The organism is Kitasatospora sp. NPDC059812 (assembly GCF_042732075.1).
In the GTDB taxonomy this organism is placed as follows: domain Bacteria; phylum Actinomycetota; class Actinomycetes; order Streptomycetales; family Streptomycetaceae; genus Kitasatospora.
The window spans coordinates 1-22,781 of sequence record NZ_JBHWIO010000123.1 but is presented as its reverse complement, the minus strand read 5'-3'; the positions used below and the strand labels follow the sequence as shown (position 1 = coordinate 22,781).

Below are 22,781 nucleotides of genomic sequence, written 5' to 3'. Positions count from 1 at the left end.
GCCGGGATCGTCACCGTCTGCGCCAGCGTGTCGGTGTGCGAGGAACCGTAGCCGTTCAGCCACGCCTTCCACGAACCACCGTGCGCCGCCTGCGAAGAGCTGTTGTCCACCACACCGGAGCTGGTCGTCCACGGCGCCGCCGAACCCGTCTCGAAGCCCGCGTTGCCCAGCAGCTGCGCCGGCGTGCAGGTACCGCCACCGCCACCGGTCACCGTCCACGTGAAACTCGCCGTACCGGACTTGCCCGCCGAGTCCTTCACCGTCACCGTCACGCTCGACGAACCCGCCGCGGTGGCGGTACCGGTGATCACACCCGTCGACGCGTTGATCGCCAGCCCGGCCGGCAGACCCGTCGCACTGTACGACAGCGGCGCGGTACCACCGGAAGCGTTGATCTGGACGTTCACCGCACCGCCGACCGCCGTGGACTGGTCACCGGGGCTGCTGACGGAGACCGCGCCGCTGCCGGCCGGCTTGGTGAGCAGGCAGCCGGCCACGTTGAGGTCGATGACCCGGCCGTTGCCGAGGCAGGTGGTGAACCAGTAGGTCTCCTCACCGTAGCTCTGGCCCTTGGTGGCCGTGGTGGTGCCGTCCGCGGCGACCTCGCACGGGTTGTCCAGGGTGCACATCTCGCCGTTGTCGTTGCCGGTGTTGTTGATGCCGATGATCCGGCCGCTGGCGGAGTCGATGATCGGCGAACCGGAGGTGCCGTGCGTGGTGTTGCAGCCGGAGCTGTAGCGCAGCGAGTCGTGCCAGGTCCACTGGTCCTCGCGCAGGGTGGGCACGAACCCGTTGACGGAGCAGTTCCACACCTGCTTCCAGTACGAGGAGGGTATGTACATCGCGGCGCCGTCGGTCGGGTGCGTGTCGTTGACGGTCAGCGCGGTCGCGCCGTACTTGGAGCTGATCGAGCCGTAGGTGTCGGTGAGTTGGTAGAGCGCGACGTCGGTGCCGGTCATGGTCGCGTAGACGACCTTGTCGGCCTGGACGGTGCCGAGGCTGTTTCCGGCGCCGTCGAGCAGGGTGCCGCTGCGGCTCGCGCTCGCGTTCTGGATGACCTGGCCGGCCGTGGGCATGGTCGGCAGGCAGTGGCCGTTGGTGAGCATCAGGGCCCGGTCTCCGGCCACCGAGGTGGGGTAACGCACCAGCGAGGCCGAGCAGTTGCTCAGCGCGATGGTGGAGGTCAGGTCGCTGGCCTGGACGGCGTGCGCGGGGGCGGCGGCGAGGGTCAGCCCGCCCGCGACGACGGCGCCGACGCCGGCCATCGCGGCAAGTCTCTTGAACATGGCTCTCCTTGTGGGGGATCGCGGGGTGTACGACTGGTCGCCGAGGCCCGCGCCGCACGAAAGTGCCATGGTCACTTCAAGTGGTCAACCGTATTGGCCGAACTCGCCGACGGCAATCGGCCGTTGCGGCCCGGGGAGGCGACCATCCGCCCCGGTATGCCCGTTAAGGGCGGGCGCGGTGGCACCCCACGGCACCGGCCGTGCCCGCCCGTCGGGGCGTCATGTCCGCCCGCCCACCCGTCCGCTCGCTCGCGGGGGCTACGGCTGCGGGAAGGAGTTCTCGTCCACCTCGTCGGTCTTGGCGTTGCCGCCGACCGTCGGCTGGAGGGTGATCGACCAGGACGTCGCGGTGCGCCCGGTCTCGAACGCCAGCGTGTCCTGGAACTTGGTGAACCGGCAGCTCTGCGTGAACGCCTTCGTGTCGGAGTCCCAGTCCACCCCGCCCGCGAAGTACACCTCGTACGTGCCGTCCTCGACGCCCTCGATGCTGGCCTTCTGCCCCTTGGCCACGTACACCGAGTGCACCGACTTGCCGTTCAGCGCGAGCGAGACGACCGCGTCCCCCCTGCCGCCGTTGTCGACCTTGAACACGCCCTCGCCGCGCAGCCGCCCCTCGCGCACCAGGGTGCCGTTGTCCAGCGAACGGGACTGCTGCTTGGGGGTCTGCGGGACGGCGAAGGTCGTCGGGTAGCCGGCCGCCGCCATCTTGGCCAGGGCCGCCGACACCGCCGCCAGGCCCTCCGAGGCGCCCAGTTCGGCCTGCGCGGAGCCCACCGCGCAGACGCCCCTGCTCTTGATGTCGCCGCGGACCTTCGTCGCGTCGGTGGCCAGCGAGGTCAGCGCCCTCACCAGCTCGGTCTGCGCCGTCGTGACCGCGGCCGGCTCGTCCGCCAGGCCCAGGCTCCGCCCGGCCGTCCGCGCGCTGGTGGCGATGCCGCCGAGCACGCCGTCGAGGTCGCCCAGGGTCTTGGCCCCGGCCACCTGGCCGAGCGCGGTGTTCACCGGGTCGATGGTCGTGCCGAGCACCGGGCCGTACGGCGGCGGCGTCGGGGTGGGGGTCGGCGTCCGCGTCGGCGCGGGCAGGGCCGGGGCCGCGCCGGTGGACGGCCCGCCCGCGGCGCTCCCCCCGCCGCCCCCGCTCCCCCTGGTACCGCTGGAGCAGGCCGCGAGCAGCAGTACGGTGCCGACGGCCAGACCGGCCTTGGTGATGGACTTCATGAATCCCGCCCCGGTGACGCCCCGCGCACACAGCGTGCACGTGTCCGCCGCCATGCTGGCGGCCCCGCCCGGCGCGGTCAACCGGATTCCGAGGGCGTGCGGAGGGCGTGCAGGGGGCGCCCGGGGGCGCTGATCGAGGTCAACTACGATCGGGGCGTGCTCAGCCTCACCGGACTCCCCCTCCAGATCGTCGCCTCGGTCGTCGCGATCCTCGTCTTCGGCGCCACCATGTGGCTCTGGCCGCGCTTCGGCGGGAAGGGCTGGAAGTCCTGGACGGGCCGGATCGGCGCCTTCCTCGCCACCCAGATCGCCGTGCTGGTCGCCATGGGCCTGATCGCCAACGGCTACTTCGGCTTCTACAGCTCCTGGAGCGACCTGCTCGGCACCGACGGCAAGCCGGGCACGGTCGTCGACCACACGCCGAACGCCTCCGTGGCCGTCACCGGCGAGCAGAAGTTCTACTCGGCCCAGGGCTCGGACCGGGAGCGCTCCGGGCTGATCCAGCAGGTCGCCGTCAAAGGAGCCTCGACCGGCCTGAGCACCGAGGCGTTCGTCTACCTGCCCCCGCAGTACTTCCAGCCGGACTACGCGCAGCAGCGGTTCCCGATGGCCCTGGTGCTCACCGGCTACCCGGGCACCCCGGAGAAGCTGATCTCGCTGATGCAGTACCCGGCCTCCACCCTCACCGCGATCGAGCAGAAGAAGCTGCCGCCGACCGTCCTGGTGATGATGCGCCCCACGGTCGTCGGCAACCGGGACACCGAGTGCGTCGACGTGCCGGGCGGCCCCCAGGCGGAGACCTTCTTCACCACCGACCTGCCCAAGGCGCTCGCCACCACCTACCGGCTCGGCACCGACCCGGCGAGCCGCGCCGTCATCGGCAACTCGACCGGCGGCTACTGCGCGCTCAAGTTCGCGATGCGCAAGCCCGACGCCTACCGCGCGGCGGTCGCGCTCTCCGGCTACTACAGCGCGGCGCACGACGAGACCACCGGCGACCTCTTCGGCGGCAACGACCAGCTGAAGCAGCAGAACGACCTGCTGTGGCGGCTGAAGAACCAGCCGGCCGCCCCCGTCTCCCTGCTGCTCACCACCAGCTACGACGAGAACAACTACGCCGACACCCAGGCCATGGTCGGCGCCTTCAAGGCCCCCACCAAGGTGTCCACCATCACCCTGGACACCGGCGGCCACAACTTCCACACCTGGACCCGGGAGATCCCCCCGGCCCTGGAGTGGCTCGGCCAGCACCTCACCATGCCGAAGGCCGCCTGACCACGCCGAAGGCCGCCTGACCGATCCCCCGGCGGCCCGCCCGATCACCCGATCACCCGATCGCCCCCGCAGATCACACCCGTCTCACAGCGTCGTCTCACGCTCCTCTCAGCCGCACCACGCACGGTATGGCGCATGACCACGACCAGCTACTCCACTCCGGCCGGCGAACCGTGGCCCGAGGCCGCGGACTTCCCGCCGCCGGAGGTGCCGCAGCCGGACCCAGCCCGGCCGGACCCGGCGCCGCTCTTCCCCGAGCAGCCCCTGCCGCCCGCCGGCCCCAAGGGCCCCGCCTCCTGGTCCGGCCGGCTGCGCACCCTCCCCGCCCGCGCCTGGCGCGGCCGCGCGGACGACCCGCGCTGGGTGCGCCCGGCCCTGCTGGCACTGCTGGCCGCGACCGTCGTCCTCTACCTCTGGGGCCTGAGCGCCTCCGGCTGGGCCAACGCCTTCTACTCGGCCGCCGTCCAGGCCGGCAGCCAGAGCTGGAAGGCCTTCTTCTTCGGCTCCTCCGACGCCGGGAACTTCATCACCGTCGACAAGCCCCCGATGTCGCTGTGGCCGATGGCCCTCTCGGTGCGGGTCTTCGGCCTGTCCTCCTGGTCCGTGCTCGCCCCGCAGGCCCTGATGGGCGCCGCCACCGTCGGCGTCGTGTACGCGACGGTGCGCCGGCGCTTCTCCCCGCTCGGCGGCCTGCTCGCCGGGGCCGCCCTGGCGCTCACCCCGGTCGCGGCGCTGATGTTCCGCTTCAACAACCCCGACGCGCTGCTGGCCCTGCTGCTCACCCTGGCCGCGTACGGGCTGGTGCGGGCCATCGAGGCGGCGGGCACCCGGTGGCTGGTGTTCACCGGGGCGATGTTCGGCCTGGCCTTCCTCACCAAGACCCTGCAGGCCTTCCTCGTGCTGCCCGCCTTCGCGCTGGTCTACCTGGTCGTCGCGCCCACCGGCCTGTGGCGGCGGGTGCGGCAGCTGCTGCTCGCGGGCGCGGCCATGGTGGTCGCGGGCGGCTGGTGGGTCGCGGTGGTCGAACTGCTGCCGGCCTCGGCCCGCCCGTACGTCGGCGGCTCGCAGGACGACAGCTTCCTCTCCCTCACCTTCGGCTACAACGGCCTCGGCCGGATCAACGGCGACGAGACCGGCAGCGTCGGCGGCGGCGGGCGGCTCCCGGCCGGGCTCGACCTGCCGGCCGGGGCGATGCGCGGCGGCCGCGGCTGGGGCCAGACCGGCCTCACCCGGCTGTTCGGGAGCGACATCGGCGGGCAGATCGCCTGGCTGCTGCCGGCCGCGCTGATCCTGCTGGTCGCCGCCCTGTGGGCGACCCGCCGCTACGCCCGCACCGACACCGCCCGCGCGGCGTTCCTGGTGTGGGGCGGCGCGATGCTGTCCACCGCGCTGGTGTTCAGCTTCATGTCCGGGATCTTCCACCAGTACTACACGGTGGCGCTCGCCCCGGCCGTCGCGGCGCTGGTCGGCATGGGCGTGGACGGCCTGTGGCGGGCCCGGCACCGGCTTCCGTGGGCGCTGGTGCTGGCCGGCACCCTCGCGGTGACGGCGGTGTGGGCGTTCGTCCTGCTCGGGCGGAGCTCGGAGTTCGTGCCCTGGCTGCGCTGGGCGGTGCTGGTCGGCGGGCTGGTGGCGGCGGCCGCGCTGGTCGCCGGACAGCTGGCCGGGCGGGCCGACGGGCGGCTCGGGGCCCGGATCGCCTCGGTCGCCGGCCTGGTCGGCCTGGCGGCGGCGCTCGGCGGGCCCGCCGCGTACGCGGTGGACACCGTCGGCACGGCGCACAGCGGCTCCATCGTGACGGCCGGGCCGGCCGTCCAGGGCGCCTCCGGTCCGGGCGGCGGCGGCCGGCACGGCGGGCAGGGCTTCGCGGGCAACGGGCGGACGTTCCAGCCCGGCCAGAACGGCGGCGGGCAGAACGGCGGCGCACCCGGCTTCCCCGGCGGCGGGCAGCACGGCGGCTGGCCGGGCGCCCAGGGCGGCGGCAACGGGTTCAACGGCGGGGGCAACGGCGGCGGCCAGGGCGGCTTCAACGGCGGCAACGGCGGCTGGCCGGGCGGCGGTTCGGGCAAGGGCCCGGGCAGCAGCAACGGTCACCGCGAGCGCGGCACGGGCGCCAACCCCGGCACCGCCAACCCGGGCACCGGCAACCCCGGCAACCCCGGCAACCCCGGCAGCGGCGAGGACCCCGGCACCTTCGGCCCCGGCGGCATGGGCGCCACGGGCGGCATGGGCGGCCTGCTCGGCGGCACCAAGGTGAGCGAGGAGGCCTCCGCCCTGCTCAAGGAGAGCGCCGGCCAGTACACCTGGGCGGCCGCCACCAGCGGCTCGCAGAACGCCGCCAGCTACCAACTCGCCACCGGAGAGCCGGTGATGGCCCTCGGCGGCTTCAACGGCACCGACCCCTCGCTCAGCCTGGCCGGCTTCCAGAAGTACGTCCAGGAGGGCAAGGTGCACTGGTTCATCGCCGGCGGCTCCCACCGCGGCTTCGGCGGGGCCGAGAGCGGACGGGGCGACACCGGGGAGAAGGAGTCGGAGACCTCCCAGATCGAGAGCTGGGTGACGAGCCACTTCACCGCGAAGACGGTCGGCTCCACCACCTTCTACGACCTGACGGCCCCGACCTCCTGACCGTCCGACCTCCTGACCGTCCCACCCCAGGGGGCGCACCGCAGCCGGCGGTGCGCCCCCTCGCGTTGCCCCCTGGAAAGCCCCCGTCGGCCCCGGCAGTCCCCGTCAGGCGGAGGGGCAGTGCGTCCCGGCGGCGGGCAGCGTGCCGTCCACCAGGAACGCGGCCACCGCGTCCCGCACGCACCCGCTCTTGTCGTAGCCGGTGTGCCCGTCGCCGTCCCGGGTGAGCAGGACGGCGTCGGCGAGGTTGGAGGCCATCCGCTGCGCCCACGGGTACGGCGTGACCGGGTCGGCGGTGGAGCCGATCACCAGGATCGGGGCGCTGCCCTCGGCCCGGATCGGGGCGGGCCGTTCGGCGGTGCGGTACGGCCAGGAGCGGCAGTCCGGGGCGAACAGCGCAGCCGAGGTGTCGTGCCGGCTCATCAGCGGGGCGCGGGCGGCGAGTTCGGCGTGGTCGGTGCGCAGGTCCCCGGCGGTGGGGGCCATCAGGGCGTCCGCGCAGCTGATGGCGGCGAAGGCGTCCGCCGCGGTGGAGTAACCGCCGTCCTCGGCGCGGCCGTTGGCGCCGTCGGCGAGGGCGAGCAGTTCGGTGGCGTCGCCGCGGGTAATCGCCGGGTCGAGGGCCTGGCGCAGCCGCTCCCAGGAGCGGTGGCCGTCGTAGAGGGTGTCGAGGGTGCCGTTCCAGGCCAGGGTGGCGGTGAGGCGGCGGCCGTCGGCGGCGGGCAGCGGGTGTGCGCGCAGGCCGTCCAGGAAGTCGGCGAGCCGCTGCGGGGCGGCGGCGCGGTCGCGGCCGAGGGGGCAGTCGTCGCGGCCCGCGCAGTCGGCGGCGAAGTCCCGCAGCGCGGTCTCGGTGGCGGCGGCGGCCTCGACGTTCAGCCGGACCGGGTCGAGGCTGCGTTCGAAGGCGCCGTCCAGGGCGAGGCGGCCGGTGCGGGCGGGGAACTCCTCGGCGTAGAGGGCGCCCAGGTAGGTGCCGTAGGAGCTGCCGAGGAAGTCGAGCCGCCGTTCGCCCAGGGCGCCGCGCAGCACGTCGAGGTCGCGGGCGGTGTCGCGGGTGGAGAGGTGGGGCAGCAGCGTGGCGTACCGGGCCTGGCAGGCGTCGGCGAGCACCCGGCCGCGGTCGTAGCCGGGGTCGTCGGTGCTGGTCCACTCGTCCCGGGTGCGGTCGTCGAGGCAGTGCACGGGGGTGGTGCGGCCGGCGCCGCGCGGGTCGAAGCCGACCAGGTCGAAGTGGTCGGAGAGGGTGCCGCGGTAGTCCTCCCAGCCCCAGACCACCCGGTCCACGCCGGAGTTGCCCGGCCCGCCGGGGTTGAGCACCAGTGCGCCGATCCGCCGGTCGGCCTCGGTGGCGCGGATCCGGGAGACGGCGACGTCGATCGTCTCGCCGCCCGGATCGGCGTAGTCCAGCGGGACCTTGAGTCCGGTGCACTGCGCGACCGGCTCCCCGGCCGGGCGCTCAGGCCGGTCCGGGCAGTCCTTCCAGTCCAGCGGCTGGAGGTACAGGGCCGCGAGCGCGGGGGCGGCCGTGCCGGGCACCAGGTCCTGGGGCCGGGCCGCGGCCGCGGTGCCGGGCCGGCGGGCGCCCGGGTCCGAGGGCCCGGTGCAGCCCGCGGCGAGCACGAGGAGGGCGACGGTGAGCAGGGCGCGGAGCGGGCGGCGGGGGTTCGACGAGTGCACCGCCCACGAATACCACCCGGCGCCCGCTCCCGTCACACCAGCATCTGCCGTAACGATTCCTCAGCCTCCGCACTGCTGCAGCATGGCCTGCTTGTCGGCCACGGTGACGGAGAGCTGGTACTTCAGGGAGACCTGGGCGAAGCGGACGGCGTACGAGCAGCGGACGGCGGTGTTGGCGGGGAGCCAGGAGGCCGGGCCGGAGTCGCCCTTGGAGGCGTTCTGCGAGCCGTCGGCGGGGATCAGGTTGAGCGGGTCGTTGGCGATCTGGACGCGCTTGGCCTTGTCCCACTTGGCGGCGCCCAGCTGCCAGTCGTAGGACAGCGGCATCACGTGGTCGATCTGGATCTTCGTGGCCTGCTGCTTGGTCCACTGGACGTTCTTGCCGGTGTACGGGTCGTAGATGGTCATCGCGGTGACGACGCAGTTCGAGCCGTCCTTGCGCTCGACGGCGGTGCCGTCGCGGGCGAGCAGGTCGTTGCGGGTGTCGCAGTTGTTGTGGCCGAGCGGGACGCCGTCGACGTTGTCCGTCCAGGCGGGGCCGAACTCGTTGCGGTCGTAGCCGTCCTTGGGGCCGGCGGCGGCGGTGGCGACCTTGGCTATCACGTCGCGGCCCGCCTTCTGCTCCTCCGGCGTGGTCAGCGGGGCCAGGCCGGGCTTGGTGCCGTCCGGGTTCTGCAGCGGGCTGGTGCCCAGGCCCCCGGCGGGCGCGGCGGAGTCGCCGCTCTTGTGGTCACGGCCGCCCAGCAGCCAGCCGGCCAGCGCGAGCGCGCATATCAGGAACACGGTGGCGGCGGACAGGGCGGTGCGGCGGGCGGGCACGGATAACTCCCGGGATCTGGGGCGGGTTGACGGCGAACCAGCAGATCAGCCACCCCGAGAGCAGGTCAAGGCGGCGCCACGCGAACCCCGCCCACCATGTCGAAGCTCACACCCCGGGCGTCAGCCGCCGATGGCGGACATCGGGCGGTCGGGCCGGACGAAGTCGTCGGAGTTGACGGCGTGTCCGGGCCCCTTCCCGGCCACCGAGGCCCGCCAGGCCGCCTCGATCCGGTCGTCGTCCGCGCCGCCGCGCAGCAGCGCGCGCAGATCGGACTCCTCCGTCGCGAACAGGCAGTTGCGCAACTGGCCGTCGGCGGTGAGCCGCACCCGGTCGCAGCCCCCGCAGAACGGGCGGGTCACGGAGGCGATCACCCCGATGACGGCGTCCGTGCCCGCGACCCGCCACTCCTCCGCCGGGGCGTTGCCCCGCCGGCCCACGGGCAGCAGGTCGAAGCGCTCCCCGAGCCGCTCCAGGACCTCCGCGGCGGTGACCATCGCCGAACGGTCCCAGGCGCCCTGCGCGTCCAACGGCATCGACTCGATGAACCGCATCCGGTACCCGTGCTCCACCGCGAAGGCCGCCAGCTCCGGGATCTCGTCCTCGTTCACCCCGCGCACCGGCACCGCGTTCACCTTCACCGGCCCCAGCCCCGCCGCCCGCGCCGCCGCCAGGCCCGCGAACACGTCCGCGATCCGGTCCCGCCGCGTGATCCGCGCGAACCGCTCCGGGCGCAGCGTGTCCAGGCTGACGTTCACCCGCTCCAGCCCCGCCGCCCGCAGCGCCACCGCCGTGCGGGCCAGCCCGATCCCGTTCGTCGTCAACGACACCTCCGGCCCCAGCGCGGCGATCCGCCCCACCAGGTCCGGCAGGCCCCGCCGCAACAGCGGCTCCCCGCCGGTCAGCCGCACCGAGGCGATCCCCAGCCGCCCGACCGCGATCCGCACCAGCCGCACCACCTCGTCGTCGCCCAGCGCCTGCGCCCTCGGCAGCCAGTCCAGGCCCTCGGCCGGCATGCAGTAGGTGCAGCGCAGGTTGCAGCGGTCGGTCAGCGAGACCCTCAGGTCGGTGTGGACCCGGCCGAAACGGTCCAGCAGCGGGCGCGGTGCGGTGTTCATCGACCCAGTACAGGGGCCGGCGGGCCGCAGGACCAGCGGCCGAACCGCCGGGGGGCGGCCACCACCTGCGGGTTCCCCTTGTGCATTCGTACAACTGTGGGTTCGTACGGCTGCGCGGCGGCGGCCCCGGCGGGCAGGCTGGGCCCATGCAGACCACCGAAGACCGAACCGGGCCCGTCGCCGCACTGGTGCTCGCCGCCGGGGGCGGGCGACGCCTCGGCGGGCGGCCCAAGGCCCTGATCCGGTACGCGGGCCGCCCGCTGGTCGAGCACGCGGTGGCGGTGGTGCGGGCGGGCGGCTGCGCGGACGTCACGGTGGTGCTGGGCGCGGCCGGCGAACGCGTCCGCTCCACGGCGCACCTGCCGGGCTGCCGGCTGGTGGCCAACCCGGACTGGGCGGGCGGCATGGGCTCCTCGCTGCGCGTCGGGCTGGCCGCGCTGGCGCCGGAGGTGTCGGCGGTGCTGGTGATGCTGGTGGACACCCCGGGCGTCACCGCGGCCGCGGTGGCCCGGCTGCTGGCCGCGCACCGGGCCGGCGCGGAACTGGCCGCGGCGGCCTACGCAGGGCGGCGCGGGCACCCGGTGCTGATCGGCGCCCGGTACTTCGCGCAGGCGGCCGCGGGCGCCTGCGGCGACGCCGGGGCCCGCACCCTGCTGGCCGCGCACCCGGACGCGGTCACGCTGGTCGAGTGCGCCGACGTCGCCGCCCCGGACGACCTGGACACCCCCGCCGACCTGGCCCGCTGGTCCGCCGGCTGACCGCACCCCGCCGGCCCGGGTGCCCGAAGCACCCGTGGCGGGCACCGGCCGGGCGCACACCCCTGATCCGACCCTGAGGATTGCCCCATTCCGCGCCAAGGACCCACCGTTTCGGGGAGCATGGAAACCGTTCCACCACCCGACTCGAACGGACGGAGCCCGCGATGGCCGGACTGCCCGACGACTTCACCGGACACGACCCCGCGAGGCCAGGGCACGGGGCGGGCGGTGGCGCCCGGGCGATCCGCTGCCCCGCCTGCCGCCGCGAGCACCTCTACGAGCCGCCGTCGCTGCCCTGTCCGTGCGGCGCCTCGCTGAAGGTGCCGCTGCTGCGCGGCGGGGTGCCGGTGCAGGTGCGGTTCCGCTCCTGGGAGGACTCCTGGCTGAGCATGCGCTGCCCGCACTGCGGCCGCTCCGACCAGTGGCCGCAGCCCGAGTTCACCTGCAACTGCGGCGCCACCGTCCGGCTGCCGGTGGACCGCACCACCCGGCTCGGCGGCGGCACGGCCGGCCCGCTCGCCACCCCCGGCCCGCAGGCCTCCCGCCCGTACCCGGCCCACCCGATGAGCACCCCGGTGCCCGCCCCGCCCGGCGGCTCCGGCGGCCAGCCCAAGCCGTTCCGCCACCGCGCGCCGTTCCGCCCGCACCCGGTGCGCACCTCGCAGGACGCGGTCTTCACCGCCGCCCGCTACCTGGAGTGGCTCGGCTTCGACGACCTGGAGCTGACCGAGGCCCAGGAGCGCGACGGGGTGACCCTGCTGGGCAGCCGGATGGTCGCCCAGGTGGACACCTGGACCGAGCCGGCCGACGTGAAGTCGGTCGAGTGCCTGTGGCTGCAGACCCTGCACGCCGAGGAGATGGCCGCCGCCATGTTCACCCTGGCCGGCTACTCCCACCAGGCCACCGTGCGCGGCGAACAACTGCTGGTCGCCCTGTTCAGCCTGGACCTGGCGGGGGTGCCGCAGCCCGCCAACGGCGCCGCCGAGGCCCTGATGGAAACCGGCTGGACGTCCTGACCGACCGGAGGCCACCGGGGCGCATCCGCCAGGGCGCGCCCTGCGGATCAGGCCGGACAGGGCCTAGATCATTTTCCCCGCGAATGCAAGAACCTCCGCTCGTGATCTGGTGCACAAGCTCACCCCCGTGTTGAATTGCCGCCACAGCGCGGGCCCTTGCGCTGCCGTCGCCGTGCCGCCGACAGTCGACGGCGGCGACGCCGGGCAGGGCCGCGCCCCGCTGGATGGCGCACACAAGGAGGTGGCGTTGTCAGAGCACGGATGGGGCCCGAACGGCCCGAACGGGCGGGGGCGGGCGGCAGCGGAGGAGCCGGGCGACACCGTGTGGCGACTGAGGTCCCGGGGGTGCTGGCAGGAGGCGGCCGAACTGCTGCGCCCGGCCGCCGAACAGGACCCGACAGCGGCCCTGGCACGGGCCGAACTCCTCATCGAGCAGTGCCTGTTCACCGCCGCACAGTGGACCCAGGCGGAACAGGCGCTGCGCCTCGCGGAGGCCGTGGTGGCCAGCACCGAGCAGCGCGCGGCCGCAGCCTGCGCCCGCGGCTTCCTGGCGTACGTGGCCAGCGTGCTCGGCCCCCGGGACCGACTGGACGAGGCGCAGGCCGCGCTCGGACGCACCTCGGCACTGCTGCCGCCGGACGCGCCGGGCCGCCCACTGCTGGACTTCCGGCGCGGACTGGTCGCCGAGAACCTGCTGCGCGACCGCGGCGCCGCCTGGATCGCCTACCGCCGGGCGCACGACGGCGCGGGCGAACGCGGGGACGAACTGCTGCGCTCGTACACCTGGCGCCACCTGGCGGCGCTGGCCCTGGCCCGCGGGGACCGCGACCACGCCCGCGAGGGCTTCGACGCCTCGCTGCGGCTGCGCGAGCAACTCGGCTTCACGGTGGGGGTGGCGCCGGCGCTCGCGGCGCTCGCCGAGGTGTCCGAACCGGCCGAGGCCGCCCGGTTGCGCGCCGAGGCGGCCCGGCTCGTCCACGCCCTGGGCGGCGTGCCGGTCTGGCTCGCGCGCCAGTTGGGCACCACCCGCACGCCGGGGCCTCTCCCGGACGGGGCCCGCACGCCGGGGCTCCCCCCGGGCGGGGCCCACACGCCGGGGCCTCCCCCGGACGGGCGCATCACCCGCGAGACCTGGGGGACAATCAGCTAAGGTGAGCCTAACCTGGCCGGGGTGAGCAGTACCCCGGCCGGGTTCGCCTTGCCGTTCCCCGGGCACCGCCATGCCCCGGTCCGGCCGGGCCCGGGCGGGCCACCACCCCGACCGGGCACCGCCGGGCGGTCCATGGGCGGTCCCCGGTCGACCCGATGGGGCCCGCCCATGACCGCGAGCAGCACCCGGCCCGGCCCCACGCCGTGCGCCCCCCGCACCACCGAGGCGCACGCCCTCACCCCCGCGCCGGCCGCCACCGCCCCCGGCGCGACCTCGTACCACCGGCTCACCGCGCTCGCCCCTGTCCTGCGGGTGCGCTGCGCCCCGCCCCGCCGCGGCGACGGCTGGATCCCCGCCGCCGACCTGACCACCCGGCCCGAGGCGGTCCGCGAGCTGATCGCCCACGACGCCCGGCAGGGCCTGGCCCGCTACGGGCGGCCGCTGCGCCCGGACGTGGCGGCCGGCTTCGGCCTGCACCGCGTCGTGTGGCCGCTCTCGCTGCTGTTCACGCTGCCGTGGTTCCTGGAGCGCCGGGTCCCGCTGCTCGTCCCGGAGGACGTCTCGGTGCGCCGCGGCACCGACCGGGTGGAGCTGACGGTCCGCCCGGAGGCGTTCGCCTGCCTGCCGGACGACCCGGCGGCCGGCGTGCCGCAGGCCCGTACGGTGCCGGACGGGAACGCGTTGGCCGCCGAACTGCGGTGCGCGCTGGGCGGGTTCCTGGAACCGGTGCTGGCCGCCTTCCGGCCCGAGGTGCGGCGCGGGCCGCGGGTGCTGTGGGCGATGGCCACGGACGCGGCGGTGGAGGGGCTCTGGTACGCCGGCGGGCTGCTCGGGGAGCAGGAGCGGGCGCGCGCCGAGCTGTCCGCGCTGCTGGAGCCCCCGCAGGCGGGCGGCGCGGCGGCGGCACCGGCGTGCGCGCCCGGCGTGACCGGCGGCCCCGCTCCGGCCCCGTCCCCCTTCACCCCGGGTGCCGGTTTCGCCGCGCCGGCGCCCGGGTGCGGGGATGCTTCGGGCACCGACCGGGCCCGGGCCAGCTGCTGCCTCGTGTATACCGCCCAACCGGAGGACATCTGCGGCGGCTGCCCCCGCGTCATGCGGGGTTGACGAAAACACGTGCGAAGCCGGATCCGGAAAGCCCGGAATTCCGGGAACAGCCCGCTTCAAATGCATAAGAAAATGCGATTTTCGCGGGGTCAGAAATCCCTCTACTCAGCGCATTGGCACCGAATCGGCCATTCCCCCGCCGAGCATCCGCCATGATGGTCCCCGCCATCACGACGCAGGAACGCGACGCAGGAAAGCGAGGCTGGTTCCGGCGATGAAATTGTCCGACATACCGCTTGGCTGGGCCGTCACCGGAGGTGCGGGGCTGCTGGTCAGCGCGCTCCTGGTGGCCCTGGTCCGGAGCCGGGGATCCGCCGCCGCCGGAGGGCCGGATTCCTGGGAGCGTTCCGAGGAACGGCGCCGCCGCAAGGAATCCCTGTACGGCGGCGCCTCGTACACGCTGCTGTTCTGCTGCGCGGGTGTCGCCGCCGCGCTGTCCTTCCACGGGCTGGTCGGCTTCGGGGTGCAGAACCTCGGACTGTCCGGCGGCTGGGAGTACCTCGTGCCGTTCGGCCTCGACGGCGCCGCGATGTTCTGCTCGGTGCTCGCCGTGCGCGAGGCCAGCCACGGCGACGCCGCGCTCGGCTCCCGGCTGCTGGTCTGGCTGTTCGCCGGCGCCTCGGCCTGGTTCAACTGGGTGCACGCCCCGCGCGGCTTCGGCCACGCCGGCGCCCCGCAGTTCTTCTCCGGCATGTCCCTCTCGGCGGCCATCCTGTTCGACCGGGCGCTCAAGCAGACCCGCCGGGCCGCGCTGCGCGAGCAGGGGCTCGTCCCCCGCCCGCTGCCGCAGATCCGCATCGTGCGCTGGCTGCGCGCCCCGCGCGAGACCTACGCGGCCTGGTCGCTGATGCTCCTGGAAGGCGTCCGCAGCCTCGACGAGGCGGTGGACGAGGTCCGCGAGGACAAACGGGAGAGGGCCGTGGAGCGGGAGCGCCGCAGGCTCGCCGGCCGCCGCGAGCGGGCGGAGATCCGGGCGATCAGCCGCAGCAACAGCGCCTGGCGCGGACGCGGCGGCGCCGCACGGCAGTTGGAGTCCGGCTCGGAACCCGCCATAGCCGGCGGGCCCGCGGCGGAGCGGCCCGCCGGGCCGCGCGAGGTCGAGGCCGCCGAGGGCGCGGTGGTGCCCGCCGAGGGCACGGTGGCCCAGCCGGGCCTGCCCGCCCGCCCGGAGCGGCGCACCATCGACCTGACCATCGACGAGGACACCGTGACGCTGCCGCGGCTGGACTCGCTGGAGCGCAAACTGAAGGACCTGGAGCAGCAGTTCGGGTAGCCGGATCTAGGCCGCGGGCGTGCCGCTGAGCTCGAACCACATCCGCTTGCCGGACCCGCGCGGCTCCACGCCCCAGGCGTCCGCCAGCGCCTCGACGAGCATCAGCCCGCGCCCGGAGGAGGCCTGCTCCCCCGGGGTCCGGCGGGTCGGCCACAGGTCCGACTCGTCCTCCACCTCGACCCGCAGCCGGGCCCGGCCGCCGTCCGAGGCCGGCTCCCGGTAGAGCCGGGCGGTGAACATGGCGTCCCGGTCGGTGTGCCGGATGGCGTTGGTGACCAGTTCGGAGGAGAGCAGTTCGGCGGTGTCGATGAACTCGGCGACGCCCCAGCGGCGCAGCGCGTCGCGCAGCTCCGCCCGGACCTCGGAGATCCGCGCCAGGTCGGCCTGGCCGATCCGGCGGCGCAGCTGCTGGGCGGCCAGGCCGCCGGCCGGACCGTCCCAGCGCAGGAGCAGCAGCGCTATGTCGTCCTCGCGCTCGCTGGAGTCGGCGGCCTGGGAGGCGATCCGGTCGGCCAGGTCCTCCAGCGGGTCGCGGGCCGCCTCCTCGGCGCGCGGCAGCGGGCGGGCGAGCGCCCGGGTGAGCCGGGCGATGCCCTCGTCCAGGTCCATGCCGCGCGCCTCGACCAGGCCGTCGGTACAGAGCAGCACCGTCTCGCCCGGGTCCAGGCTGAACCGGGTGACCCGGTACTCCTGGTCCGGGTCGATGCCCAGCGGCAGCCCGCCGGCCACCGGCACCACGGCGGCGGTGCCGTCCGCCCGGCGCACCACCGGGTCGAGGTGGCCGGCCCGGACGGCGTAGACCACGCCGTAGTCCACGTTGACCTCGGCGTAGGCGCAGGTCGCGAAGTGGTCGGTGTCCAGGTCGGCGAGGAAGCGGGAGGCGCGGGCCATCACCGCGGCCGGCGGGTGCCCCTCGGCCGCGTAGGCGCGCAGCGCGATCCGCAGCTGGCCCATGATCCCGGCGGCGTGCACGTCGTGGCCCTGGACGTCCCCGATCACCAGGCCGACGTGCCCGCCCGGCAGCGGCACCACGTCGTACCAGTCGCCGCCGATCTGCAGGCCGGAGCCGGCCGCCAGGTAGCGCACGGCGGTCGTCACCCCCGGCACCGACGGCACGGTGCGCGGCAGCATCACCCGCTGGAGGCCGGCCGCCAGCTCGTGCTCGGCGTCGTGCAGCCGGGCCCGGGCCAGGGACTGGGCGACCAGCCCGCCCAGGGTCGACAGCAGGGTGCGCTCGTCGGCGTCCAGCTCGCGCTCGTCGTCGAAGCTGACCACGCAGACGCCGATCGCCCGCCCGCTGGCCACCAGCGGCAGGAACGCCCAGGAGCCGCGCCCGGTACGGCTGGTCGGCTCCCAGACGTCGGGGTAGGACGCGCGGAACTCCTCGCGGGTCGGGATGAACACCGGCGCCCGGTGGCGCACCGCCTCGGCGGCCGGGTGCCCGGCCGGCAGCACCGTGCGGTCCCAGACCGCCAGCGCCTCGGTCCGGTAGCCGGAGGCGCCGAGCACCTGCGCCCGGCCGGCCTCGAAGGAGGCCAGCACCAGGCCGTCCGGCGGCAGGCCGGGCAGCGGCAGCCCGGTGAACACCCGGGCCACGTCGCGGACGGTGACGGCTTCGGAGAGGGCGCGGGCCGCCTCCTTGATGAACCGGGAGCGCTCCTCGCGCAGCAGGGCCATCCGGTCGGCGCGGTCGCGCTTGTGCAGTTCGACGGTGGCGTCCCAGACGAAGCCCACCATCCGCGAGGCCCGGCCGAAGGCGTCCGCGAGCACCCGGCCGCGGAAGCGCACCGCGCGCATGGTGCCGTTGGGCCCGACGGTGCGGTAGTAGGCGCCGCACTGGCCCAGTTCGGCCACCGCGCGCTCGACCCGGCGGCGCACCACCGGCGCGTCCTCGGGGTGCAGCAGGGCCAGGAAGGAACCGGCGGTGCGGTCGAAGCGGCCCTGGTCCAGGCTGTCCAGGCCGATGATCGCGCAGGCCCGGTGGTCGCCCTCCAGGACGTCGCGGCGGATGTCCCAGTCGAAGGAGCCGATGCCGTTGGCGGCCATCGCGGGCTCCAGCCAGTCCGGCATGGTGTCCGCGGAGGCGGGCGGCAGGCTGCCGGGGAGCACCGTCGCCAGCCGTCCGGCGGCGAGCGCGGGCGCCGGGCGCGGCACGGGCCGGCGCACCGCCTGCGCGGGCGGCTTCGCCCGGCCCGGCCCGGTCGCATTGGGGCCGGTGGAGGGCTGGTCGACCGTCACGGGACCGGGACCGGCGGGGTTCGGACCGGTGGTGCGGGCGGAGGCTGCCTGCTGCGGTTCGGCGGTGGGCACACCGGGTGGAAGCGCCGGCCCCGGCGACTCGGGCTCAGTGGGCATGCTGCTCCTGCCGCTGCCGTGGCGGACCGCGCCGACCGTCCGGCCGGGCCGCGTGGCGGTGTGATGGGTGGTGCTGGATCGGACGGTGTCGACGGGCGGGGTCGGTCGAGGTTCGGTCTCCCCGCTGCTTCCCGCACGTGGACACACATTCCCACCATCCTGTCCAATGTTGGGCCGAGCGGCAATGGCAACGGGCCGGAAATCTTCCGTTCCGCCTTCTGTTCTGGGCATGCTTCGAAGGCGAATGAATCGACGGCGAACGGTGCGACGGGCCGCGCGCCCCGCCCGCCCCGCGCCCCCGAGCGCCCCGTGCGCCCTGTGCCCGCGCCCCGAGCCCGTGCCCCGCGCCCCGGGAGCGGCCGGGCTCAGGGCAGGGCGAGCTCGAACCAGGTGACCTTGCCGTCGCCCCGCAGCTGCACGCCCCACGCGTCCGCGAGCGACTCCACCAGCAGCAGGCCGCGCCCCGAAGTCGCGTACTCGGCGTCCGGATCGCGGCGCCGGCCGGGCAGCCGGGTCGTGCCGTCCTGCACCTCGATCCGCAGCCGGTGGTCCGACCCGAGCACCGCGTCGAACACCGCGCCCTTGCCGGTGTGCAGCAGCGCGTTGGTCACCAGCTCGGAGGAGAGCAGTTCGGCGGTGTCCGACAGCTCCGGCACCCCCCAGTGGCTGAGCGCCGTCCGCAGCCGCCGGCGGACCGAGCCGACCGCGACCAGGTCGGCCGGGTCGAGCGTCAGGTGCAGCCGGCGGTGCAGGGCGCAGCCGGGGGCCGAGGTGCCCGGCAGGGTCGTCCCGGTGCCGCCGGCTGCGCCCGGGGCGGGCCCGGACCGGTAGGCGTCACCCGAACTCGTCCGCTGCCGCGGGAATCGCGACTGACCGTCCATCAACACATGCCCCCGCCCTCGAATCCGGGCCCCCGCCTCCGGATCCCCCGCCGGCCGGGTGGCCCCCACGTTCTGACCACTCATCCTCATGCCCAGTTGACGGCGTTTGCAACAGTGTGCGTCCGATCACGTGGGGTGAAAGGGGCACGGGGAGGTTCACGTGATCCAACTGCCCGCGCCGGACAGGTTTGCGAAGCGCAGAGCCTGTTTTCGAGCCCGCCCCCGCCCGATCCCGCGCACACCCGGCGCCCGGGCGCCGGCCCGCGCCGCCCTCCCGCTCCCCGTCGCACCCCCGCCGCGCGCCGGGCCCCGGCCGGCCCCGGCCCGCTCCGCGCGCCCGGCGCACCCCGGCGGCGCGCTTTCCCCGCGGGCCTTCCCCGCGGGCCTTCCCCGCGGGCCTTCCCCGCGGGCCTTCACCCCCGCCGCGGGCCCGGCGAGCCGAACCCCTGCGGACCGGCAACGCTGGACACGGCGGCCCGGTCCGGGTTCAATGGCCCGAGATGTTTGAACGACGTTCTAACATCGCCCCCGAAAGCCGACCCCCCTCCCCCGGCGACCGCGAGCGAGGAACCGTGCGACTGACCCCCACCGAGCGGGACCGGCTGCTGATCTTCACAGCAGCCGAACTGGCCCGCGCCCGCCGCGCCCGGGGCGTACGCCTCAACATCCCCGAGGCCACCGCCCTGATCGCGGACACCGTCTGCGAGGCCGCCCGCGACGGCCGGCGCCTGGCCGAAGCCATCGAGGCCGGCCGCAGCGTGCTCACCGCCGACGACGTGCTGCCCGGCGTACCGGACGTCGTCACCGTCATCCAGGTCGAGGCCGTCTTCGACGACGGCACCCGCCTGGCCGTCGTCAACGACCCGTTCCGGGGCGCCGGCTCGCTCGGCGACGAAGCCCCCGGCGGCGCGCTGATCGGCGCCGGCACCGGCTACGACCCGGTCGAGGAGACGGTGCTGCTGCCCGTCCACAACACCTCCCAGGTGCCGATCTCGGTCACCTCGCACTTCCACTTCTTCGAGGCCAACCCGCGCCTCGCCTTCGACCGCGCCGCCGCCTACGGCACCCACCTGGCCGTCCCGGCCGGCTCCTCGGTGCGCTTCGACCCGGGCGCCACCGTCGAGGTCGGCCTGGTGCCGATCGGCGGCCAGCGCGTCGCGATCGGCTTCGCCGGCCTGGTCGACGGCCCGCTGGACGCGCCCGGCGCGAAGGAGGCCGCCCTGGCCAAGGCCCGCGCGACCGGCTACCTGACCACCTTCGACGACGCGGAGGTGCCGTCATGACGTCCATCACCCCCCACGACTACATCTCGGTGCACGGCCCCCGGGCCGGCGACCGGATCCGGCTCGGCGACTCCGGCCTGATCGTCCGCGTCGAGTCCGACTCGCAGGCCCCCGGCGAGGAGTTCCTGGCCGGCTTCGGCAAGACCGCCCGCGACGGACTGCACCTCAAGGCCGCCGCCGTCCGCGACACCTGCGACGTGGTGATCAGCAACGTCCTGGTGATCGACGCCATCCAGGGCATCCGCAAGACCTCGATCGGCCTGATCGACGGCCGGATCGCCTCGATCGGCCGCGCCGGCAACCCCGACACCCTCGACGGCGTGGACGTCGTCGTCGGCACCGGCACCACCATCGTCTCCGGCGAGGGCATGATCGCCACCGCCGGCTCCATCGACACCCACGTCCACCTGCTCTCGCCGCGGATCATGGAGGCCTCGCTGGCCTCCGGCGTCACCACGATCATCGGCCAGGAGTTCGGCCCGGTCTGGGGCGTCGGCGTCAACTCCCCCTGGGCACTGCGCCACGCCTTCAACGCCTTCGACGCCTGGCCCGTCAACATCGGCTTCCTGGGCCGCGGTTCGTCCTCCGACGCGGCCCCGCTCGTCGAGGCCCTGGCCGAGGGCGGCGCCTCCGGCTTCAAGGTCCACGAGGACATGGGCGCCCACACCCGCGCCCTGGACACCGCGCTGCGCGTCGCCGAGGAGTACGACGTCCAGGTCGCCCTGCACACCGACGGCCTGAACGAGTGCCTGTCGGTGGAGGACACCCTGAAGGTGCTGGAGGGGCGGACGATCCACGCCTTCCACATCGAGGGCTGCGGCGGCGGACACGTCCCCAACGTGCTGAAGATGGCGGGCGTGCCCAACGTCATCGGCTCCTCCACCAACCCCACCCTGCCCTTCGGCCGCGACGCGCTCGGCGAACACTTCGGCATGATCGTCTCCGCCCACGACCTCAAGACCGACCTGCCCGGCGACGCCGCCATGGCCCGCGACCGCATCCGCGCCGGCACCATGGGCGCCGAGGACGTCCTGCACGACCTCGGCGTCATCGGCATCACCTCCTCCGACGCCCAGGGCATGGGCCGCGCCGGCGAGACCGTCCGCCGCACCTTCGCCATGGCCGGCAAGATGAAGGCCGAACTCGGCCCCCTCGACGGTGGCTACGGCACCACCGAGAGCGGCGACGACAACGAGCGCGTGCTGCGCTACATCGCCAAGCTCACCATCAACCCCGCCATCGCCCACGGCCTCTCCCACGAGGTCGGCTCCATCGAGGTCGGCAAACTCGCCGACATCGTCCTGTGGCGCCCCGACCACTTCGGCGCCAAACCCCAACTGGTCCTGAAGGCCGGCTTCCCCGCCTACGGCGTGGTCGGCGACCCCAACGCCTCCACCGACACCTGCGAACCCCTCGTCCTCGGACCGCAGTTCGGCGCCCACGGCGCCACCGCCGCCGACATCTCCGTCGCCTTCGTCGCCCAGGCCGCCGCCGACGGCGCCTACCTCGACCGCCCCGCCGACGGGCTGCCCACCCGCCGCCGCCGCGTCGGCGTCCGCAACACCCGCGGCATCGGCCCCCGCGACATGGTCCGCAACGCCCGGGTCGGCCGCGTCGACGTCACCCAGACCGGCCTGGTCTCGCTGGACGGCGAACCGCTGCGCTCCGAACCCGCGGACAGCGTCTCGCTCAGCCGCCTCTACTTCCTCTGACACTTCCGCTTCCGCTTCCGCTGACACCTCCGCCGAACGCCTCCCCCTAGGACTCCCGGATGACCACCCCCACGCCCGCCTCCCTCGGCTACCGGATGCCCGCCGAGTGGCACCCGCACGACCGCACCTGGATGGCCTTCCCCACCGCCAACCCCACCTTCGACACCCCCGAGAACCTGCACGCGGGCCGCGAGGCCTGGGCCGCCGTCGCCAACACCATCGTCCGGTACGAGCCGGTCACCCTGGTCGTCAACACCGGCGAGACCGCGGACGCCCGCAGGTACGTCTCCGAGCAGGTCGAGGTCGTCGAGCGCCCGCTCGACGACGCCTGGATGCGCGACATCGGCCCGTCCTTCCTGATCGACGGCAAGGGCTCGCTGGCCGCCACCGACTGGATCTTCAACGGCTGGGGCGCCCAGTCCTGGGCCCGCTGGGACGACGACCAGCACATCGCCGAGCACATCAGCGAACTGACGGGCGTCCAGCGCTTCGCCTCCCGGCTGATCAACGAGGGCGGCGGCATCCATGTCGACGGCGAGGGCACCGTCCTGGTCACCGAGACCGTCCAGCTCGGCGAGGGCCGCAACGCGGACTGGACCAAGGAGGAGGTCGAGGCCGAGCTGCACGCCTTCCTCGGCACCACCAAGGCGATCTGGCTGCCGCGCGGACTCACCCGCGACTACGACGAGTTCGGCACCCGCGGACACATCGACATCGTCGCCTCCTTTGTGCGCCCCGGCGTCGTCGTCGCCCACGTCCAGCCGGACCCCGCCCACCCGGACCACGCCGTCTGCCAGGAGCTCGTCGCCATCCTGCGCGCCGCCACCGACGCCCGGGGCCGGGCGCTGGAGGTCATCGAACTGGCCGCCCCCACCGTCCTGCTGGACGAGGACGGCGAACCGGTCGACTACTCCTACATCAACCACTACGTGGCCAACGGCGCCGTGATCCTGTGCGCCTTCGACGACCCGCGCGACCAGGAGGCCGCCGCCGTCCTCGGCCGCGCCTACCCGGGCCGCACCGTCGAACTCGTCGACGCCCGCGAGATCTTCGCCAACGGCGGCGGAATTCACTGTATTACCCAGCAGCAGCCGAAGTCCGCCTGACCCCAGGCCACTTGAGGCACCTGGGCCACCTTGGGCACCACCCGGGGGGCGCGGGGGGGGGGGGCGACACCCCCCCCCGCCCACGAGACCCACCCACCACACCGGGGTGGGCACACAAACAACA

17 protein-coding genes are annotated in these 22,781 nt (G+C 74.8%); 10 read left to right on the top strand and 7 right to left on the bottom strand.

Annotated features, from left to right (window positions below; all coding sequences use genetic code 11):
- Both ACFV6D_RS36170 and ACFV6D_RS36165 read right to left on the bottom strand, forming a co-directional pair.
- Nucleotides 1–1,286 (bottom strand): putative Ig domain-containing protein (locus ACFV6D_RS36170; RefSeq protein ID WP_380563000.1); only part of this gene is annotated, 1,286 nt, incomplete at its 3' end.
- A gap of 258 nt (nucleotides 1,287–1,544) precedes the next feature.
- Nucleotides 1,545–2,504, bottom strand: coding sequence for a hypothetical protein (locus ACFV6D_RS36165; RefSeq protein WP_380345463.1), 960 nt, complete (start codon nucleotides 2,502–2,504; stop codon nucleotides 1,545–1,547).
- Between the two features lie 156 nt (nucleotides 2,505–2,660).
- Here ACFV6D_RS36165 and ACFV6D_RS36160 point away from each other — a divergent pair, with 156 nt between their 5' ends.
- Nucleotides 2,661–3,779 carry an esterase family protein gene (locus tag ACFV6D_RS36160; RefSeq protein WP_063347072.1) on the top strand — a complete coding sequence of 373 codons (1,119 nt, stop codon included), beginning with the start codon at nucleotides 2,661–2,663 and terminating at the stop codon, nucleotides 3,777–3,779.
- 135 nt (nucleotides 3,780–3,914) lie between these two features.
- Nucleotides 3,915–6,407: an ArnT family glycosyltransferase gene (locus tag ACFV6D_RS36155; protein WP_380562998.1), complete on the top strand. Its 2,493-nt coding sequence runs from the start codon at nucleotides 3,915–3,917 to the stop codon at nucleotides 6,405–6,407.
- 105 nt (nucleotides 6,408–6,512) lie between these two features.
- On the opposite strand, the gene ACFV6D_RS36150 is transcribed toward ACFV6D_RS36155, so the two are convergent.
- The 3 genes from ACFV6D_RS36150 to moaA all read right to left on the bottom strand — a co-directional run bounded on the left by ACFV6D_RS36150 (nucleotide 6,513) and on the right by moaA (nucleotide 10,019).
- On the bottom strand, nucleotides 6,513–8,084 hold the full coding sequence (locus tag ACFV6D_RS36150; RefSeq protein ID WP_380562996.1) for an alpha/beta hydrolase: 1,572 nt from the start codon (nucleotides 8,082–8,084) through the stop codon (nucleotides 6,513–6,515).
- Nucleotides 8,085–8,144: 60 nt separating this feature from the next.
- Nucleotides 8,145–8,903, bottom strand: a complete 759-nt coding sequence (locus tag ACFV6D_RS36145; RefSeq protein ID WP_380562994.1) for an HNH endonuclease family protein — start codon at nucleotides 8,901–8,903, stop codon at nucleotides 8,145–8,147.
- Between the two features lie 120 nt (nucleotides 8,904–9,023).
- Nucleotides 9,024–10,019: a GTP 3',8-cyclase MoaA gene (gene moaA / locus ACFV6D_RS36140; RefSeq protein ID WP_380426911.1), complete on the bottom strand. Its 996-nt coding sequence runs from the start codon at nucleotides 10,017–10,019 to the stop codon at nucleotides 9,024–9,026.
- A gap of 146 nt (nucleotides 10,020–10,165) precedes the next feature.
- Here moaA and ACFV6D_RS36135 point away from each other — a divergent pair, with 146 nt between their 5' ends.
- The 5 genes from ACFV6D_RS36135 to ACFV6D_RS36115 all read left to right on the top strand — a co-directional run bounded on the left by ACFV6D_RS36135 (nucleotide 10,166) and on the right by ACFV6D_RS36115 (nucleotide 15,320).
- Nucleotides 10,166–10,777, top strand: coding sequence for an NTP transferase domain-containing protein (locus ACFV6D_RS36135; RefSeq protein ID WP_208869061.1), 612 nt, complete (start codon nucleotides 10,166–10,168; stop codon nucleotides 10,775–10,777).
- 164 nt (nucleotides 10,778–10,941) lie between these two features.
- The gene (locus tag ACFV6D_RS36130; protein WP_244293324.1) at nucleotides 10,942–11,793 is read left to right on the top strand and encodes a hypothetical protein; all 852 of its coding nucleotides are present in this window, start codon (nucleotides 10,942–10,944) and stop codon (nucleotides 11,791–11,793) included.
- A 247-nt stretch (nucleotides 11,794–12,040) separates the two neighbouring features.
- Nucleotides 12,041–12,943 carry a hypothetical protein gene (locus ACFV6D_RS36125; RefSeq protein ID WP_380426913.1) on the top strand — a complete coding sequence of 301 codons (903 nt, stop codon included), beginning with the start codon at nucleotides 12,041–12,043 and terminating at the stop codon, nucleotides 12,941–12,943.
- A gap of 168 nt (nucleotides 12,944–13,111) precedes the next feature.
- Nucleotides 13,112–14,047 (top strand): (2Fe-2S)-binding protein, encoded by a 936-nt coding sequence (locus ACFV6D_RS36120; RefSeq protein WP_380426915.1) that lies wholly within the window; start codon nucleotides 13,112–13,114, stop codon nucleotides 14,045–14,047.
- Between the two features lie 214 nt (nucleotides 14,048–14,261).
- A complete protein-coding gene (locus ACFV6D_RS36115) occupies nucleotides 14,262–15,320 on the top strand; it encodes a DUF2637 domain-containing protein (protein ID WP_063347077.1) in 1,059 nt (352 codons plus the stop codon).
- Between the two features lie 6 nt (nucleotides 15,321–15,326).
- Here the strand turns inward: ACFV6D_RS36115 and ACFV6D_RS36110 are convergent, their stop codons facing one another.
- Both ACFV6D_RS36110 and ACFV6D_RS36105 read right to left on the bottom strand, forming a co-directional pair.
- A complete protein-coding gene (locus tag ACFV6D_RS36110) occupies nucleotides 15,327–17,675 on the bottom strand; it encodes a SpoIIE family protein phosphatase (protein ID WP_380562992.1) in 2,349 nt (782 codons plus the stop codon).
- Nucleotides 17,676–18,040: 365 nt separating this feature from the next.
- Nucleotides 18,041–18,556 (bottom strand): ATP-binding protein, encoded by a 516-nt coding sequence (locus ACFV6D_RS36105; RefSeq protein WP_107452835.1) that lies wholly within the window; start codon nucleotides 18,554–18,556, stop codon nucleotides 18,041–18,043.
- A gap of 572 nt (nucleotides 18,557–19,128) precedes the next feature.
- Between ACFV6D_RS36105 and ACFV6D_RS36100 the strand changes: the two genes are divergently transcribed.
- From ACFV6D_RS36100 to ACFV6D_RS36090, 3 genes are read left to right on the top strand one after another with little or no spacing between them, the layout of a single operon-like run.
- Nucleotides 19,129–19,839 carry an urease subunit gamma gene (locus ACFV6D_RS36100; RefSeq protein WP_380345472.1) on the top strand — a complete coding sequence of 237 codons (711 nt, stop codon included), beginning with the start codon at nucleotides 19,129–19,131 and terminating at the stop codon, nucleotides 19,837–19,839.
- The gene (locus ACFV6D_RS36095; protein ID WP_063347079.1) at nucleotides 19,836–21,551 is read left to right on the top strand and encodes an urease subunit alpha; all 1,716 of its coding nucleotides are present in this window, start codon (nucleotides 19,836–19,838) and stop codon (nucleotides 21,549–21,551) included. Before ACFV6D_RS36100 ends, ACFV6D_RS36095 begins: the two co-directional genes overlap by 4 nt.
- A gap of 59 nt (nucleotides 21,552–21,610) precedes the next feature.
- On the top strand, nucleotides 21,611–22,657 hold the full coding sequence (locus ACFV6D_RS36090; protein ID WP_380562990.1) for an agmatine/peptidylarginine deiminase: 1,047 nt from the start codon (nucleotides 21,611–21,613) through the stop codon (nucleotides 22,655–22,657).
- Nucleotides 22,658–22,781: the final 124 nt, after the last annotated feature.

Bases quoted from the DNA above. Each gene is read 5' to 3' on its own strand.
- ACFV6D_RS36165 (WP_380345463.1), bottom strand. From the start codon at position 2,504: ATGAAGTCCATCACCAAGGCCGGTCTGGCCGTCGGCACCGTACTGCTG.
- ACFV6D_RS36155 (WP_380562998.1), top strand. From the start codon at position 3,915: ATGACCACGACCAGCTACTCCACTCCGGCCGGCGAACCGTGGCCCGAG.
- moaA (WP_380426911.1), bottom strand. From the start codon at position 10,019: ATGAACACCGCACCGCGCCCGCTGCTGGACCGTTTCGGCCGGGTCCAC.
- ACFV6D_RS36135 (WP_208869061.1), top strand. From the start codon at position 10,166: ATGCAGACCACCGAAGACCGAACCGGGCCCGTCGCCGCACTGGTGCTC.
- ACFV6D_RS36130 (WP_244293324.1), top strand. From the start codon at position 10,942: ATGGCCGGACTGCCCGACGACTTCACCGGACACGACCCCGCGAGGCCA.
- ACFV6D_RS36120 (WP_380426915.1), top strand. From the start codon at position 13,112: ATGACCGCGAGCAGCACCCGGCCCGGCCCCACGCCGTGCGCCCCCCGC.
- ACFV6D_RS36115 (WP_063347077.1), top strand. From the start codon at position 14,262: ATGAAATTGTCCGACATACCGCTTGGCTGGGCCGTCACCGGAGGTGCG.
- ACFV6D_RS36110 (WP_380562992.1), bottom strand. From the start codon at position 17,675: ATGCCCACTGAGCCCGAGTCGCCGGGGCCGGCGCTTCCACCCGGTGTG.
- ACFV6D_RS36105 (WP_107452835.1), bottom strand. From the start codon at position 18,556: ATGGACGGTCAGTCGCGATTCCCGCGGCAGCGGACGAGTTCGGGTGAC.
- ACFV6D_RS36095 (WP_063347079.1), top strand. From the start codon at position 19,836: ATGACGTCCATCACCCCCCACGACTACATCTCGGTGCACGGCCCCCGG.
- ACFV6D_RS36090 (WP_380562990.1), top strand. From the start codon at position 21,611: ATGACCACCCCCACGCCCGCCTCCCTCGGCTACCGGATGCCCGCCGAG.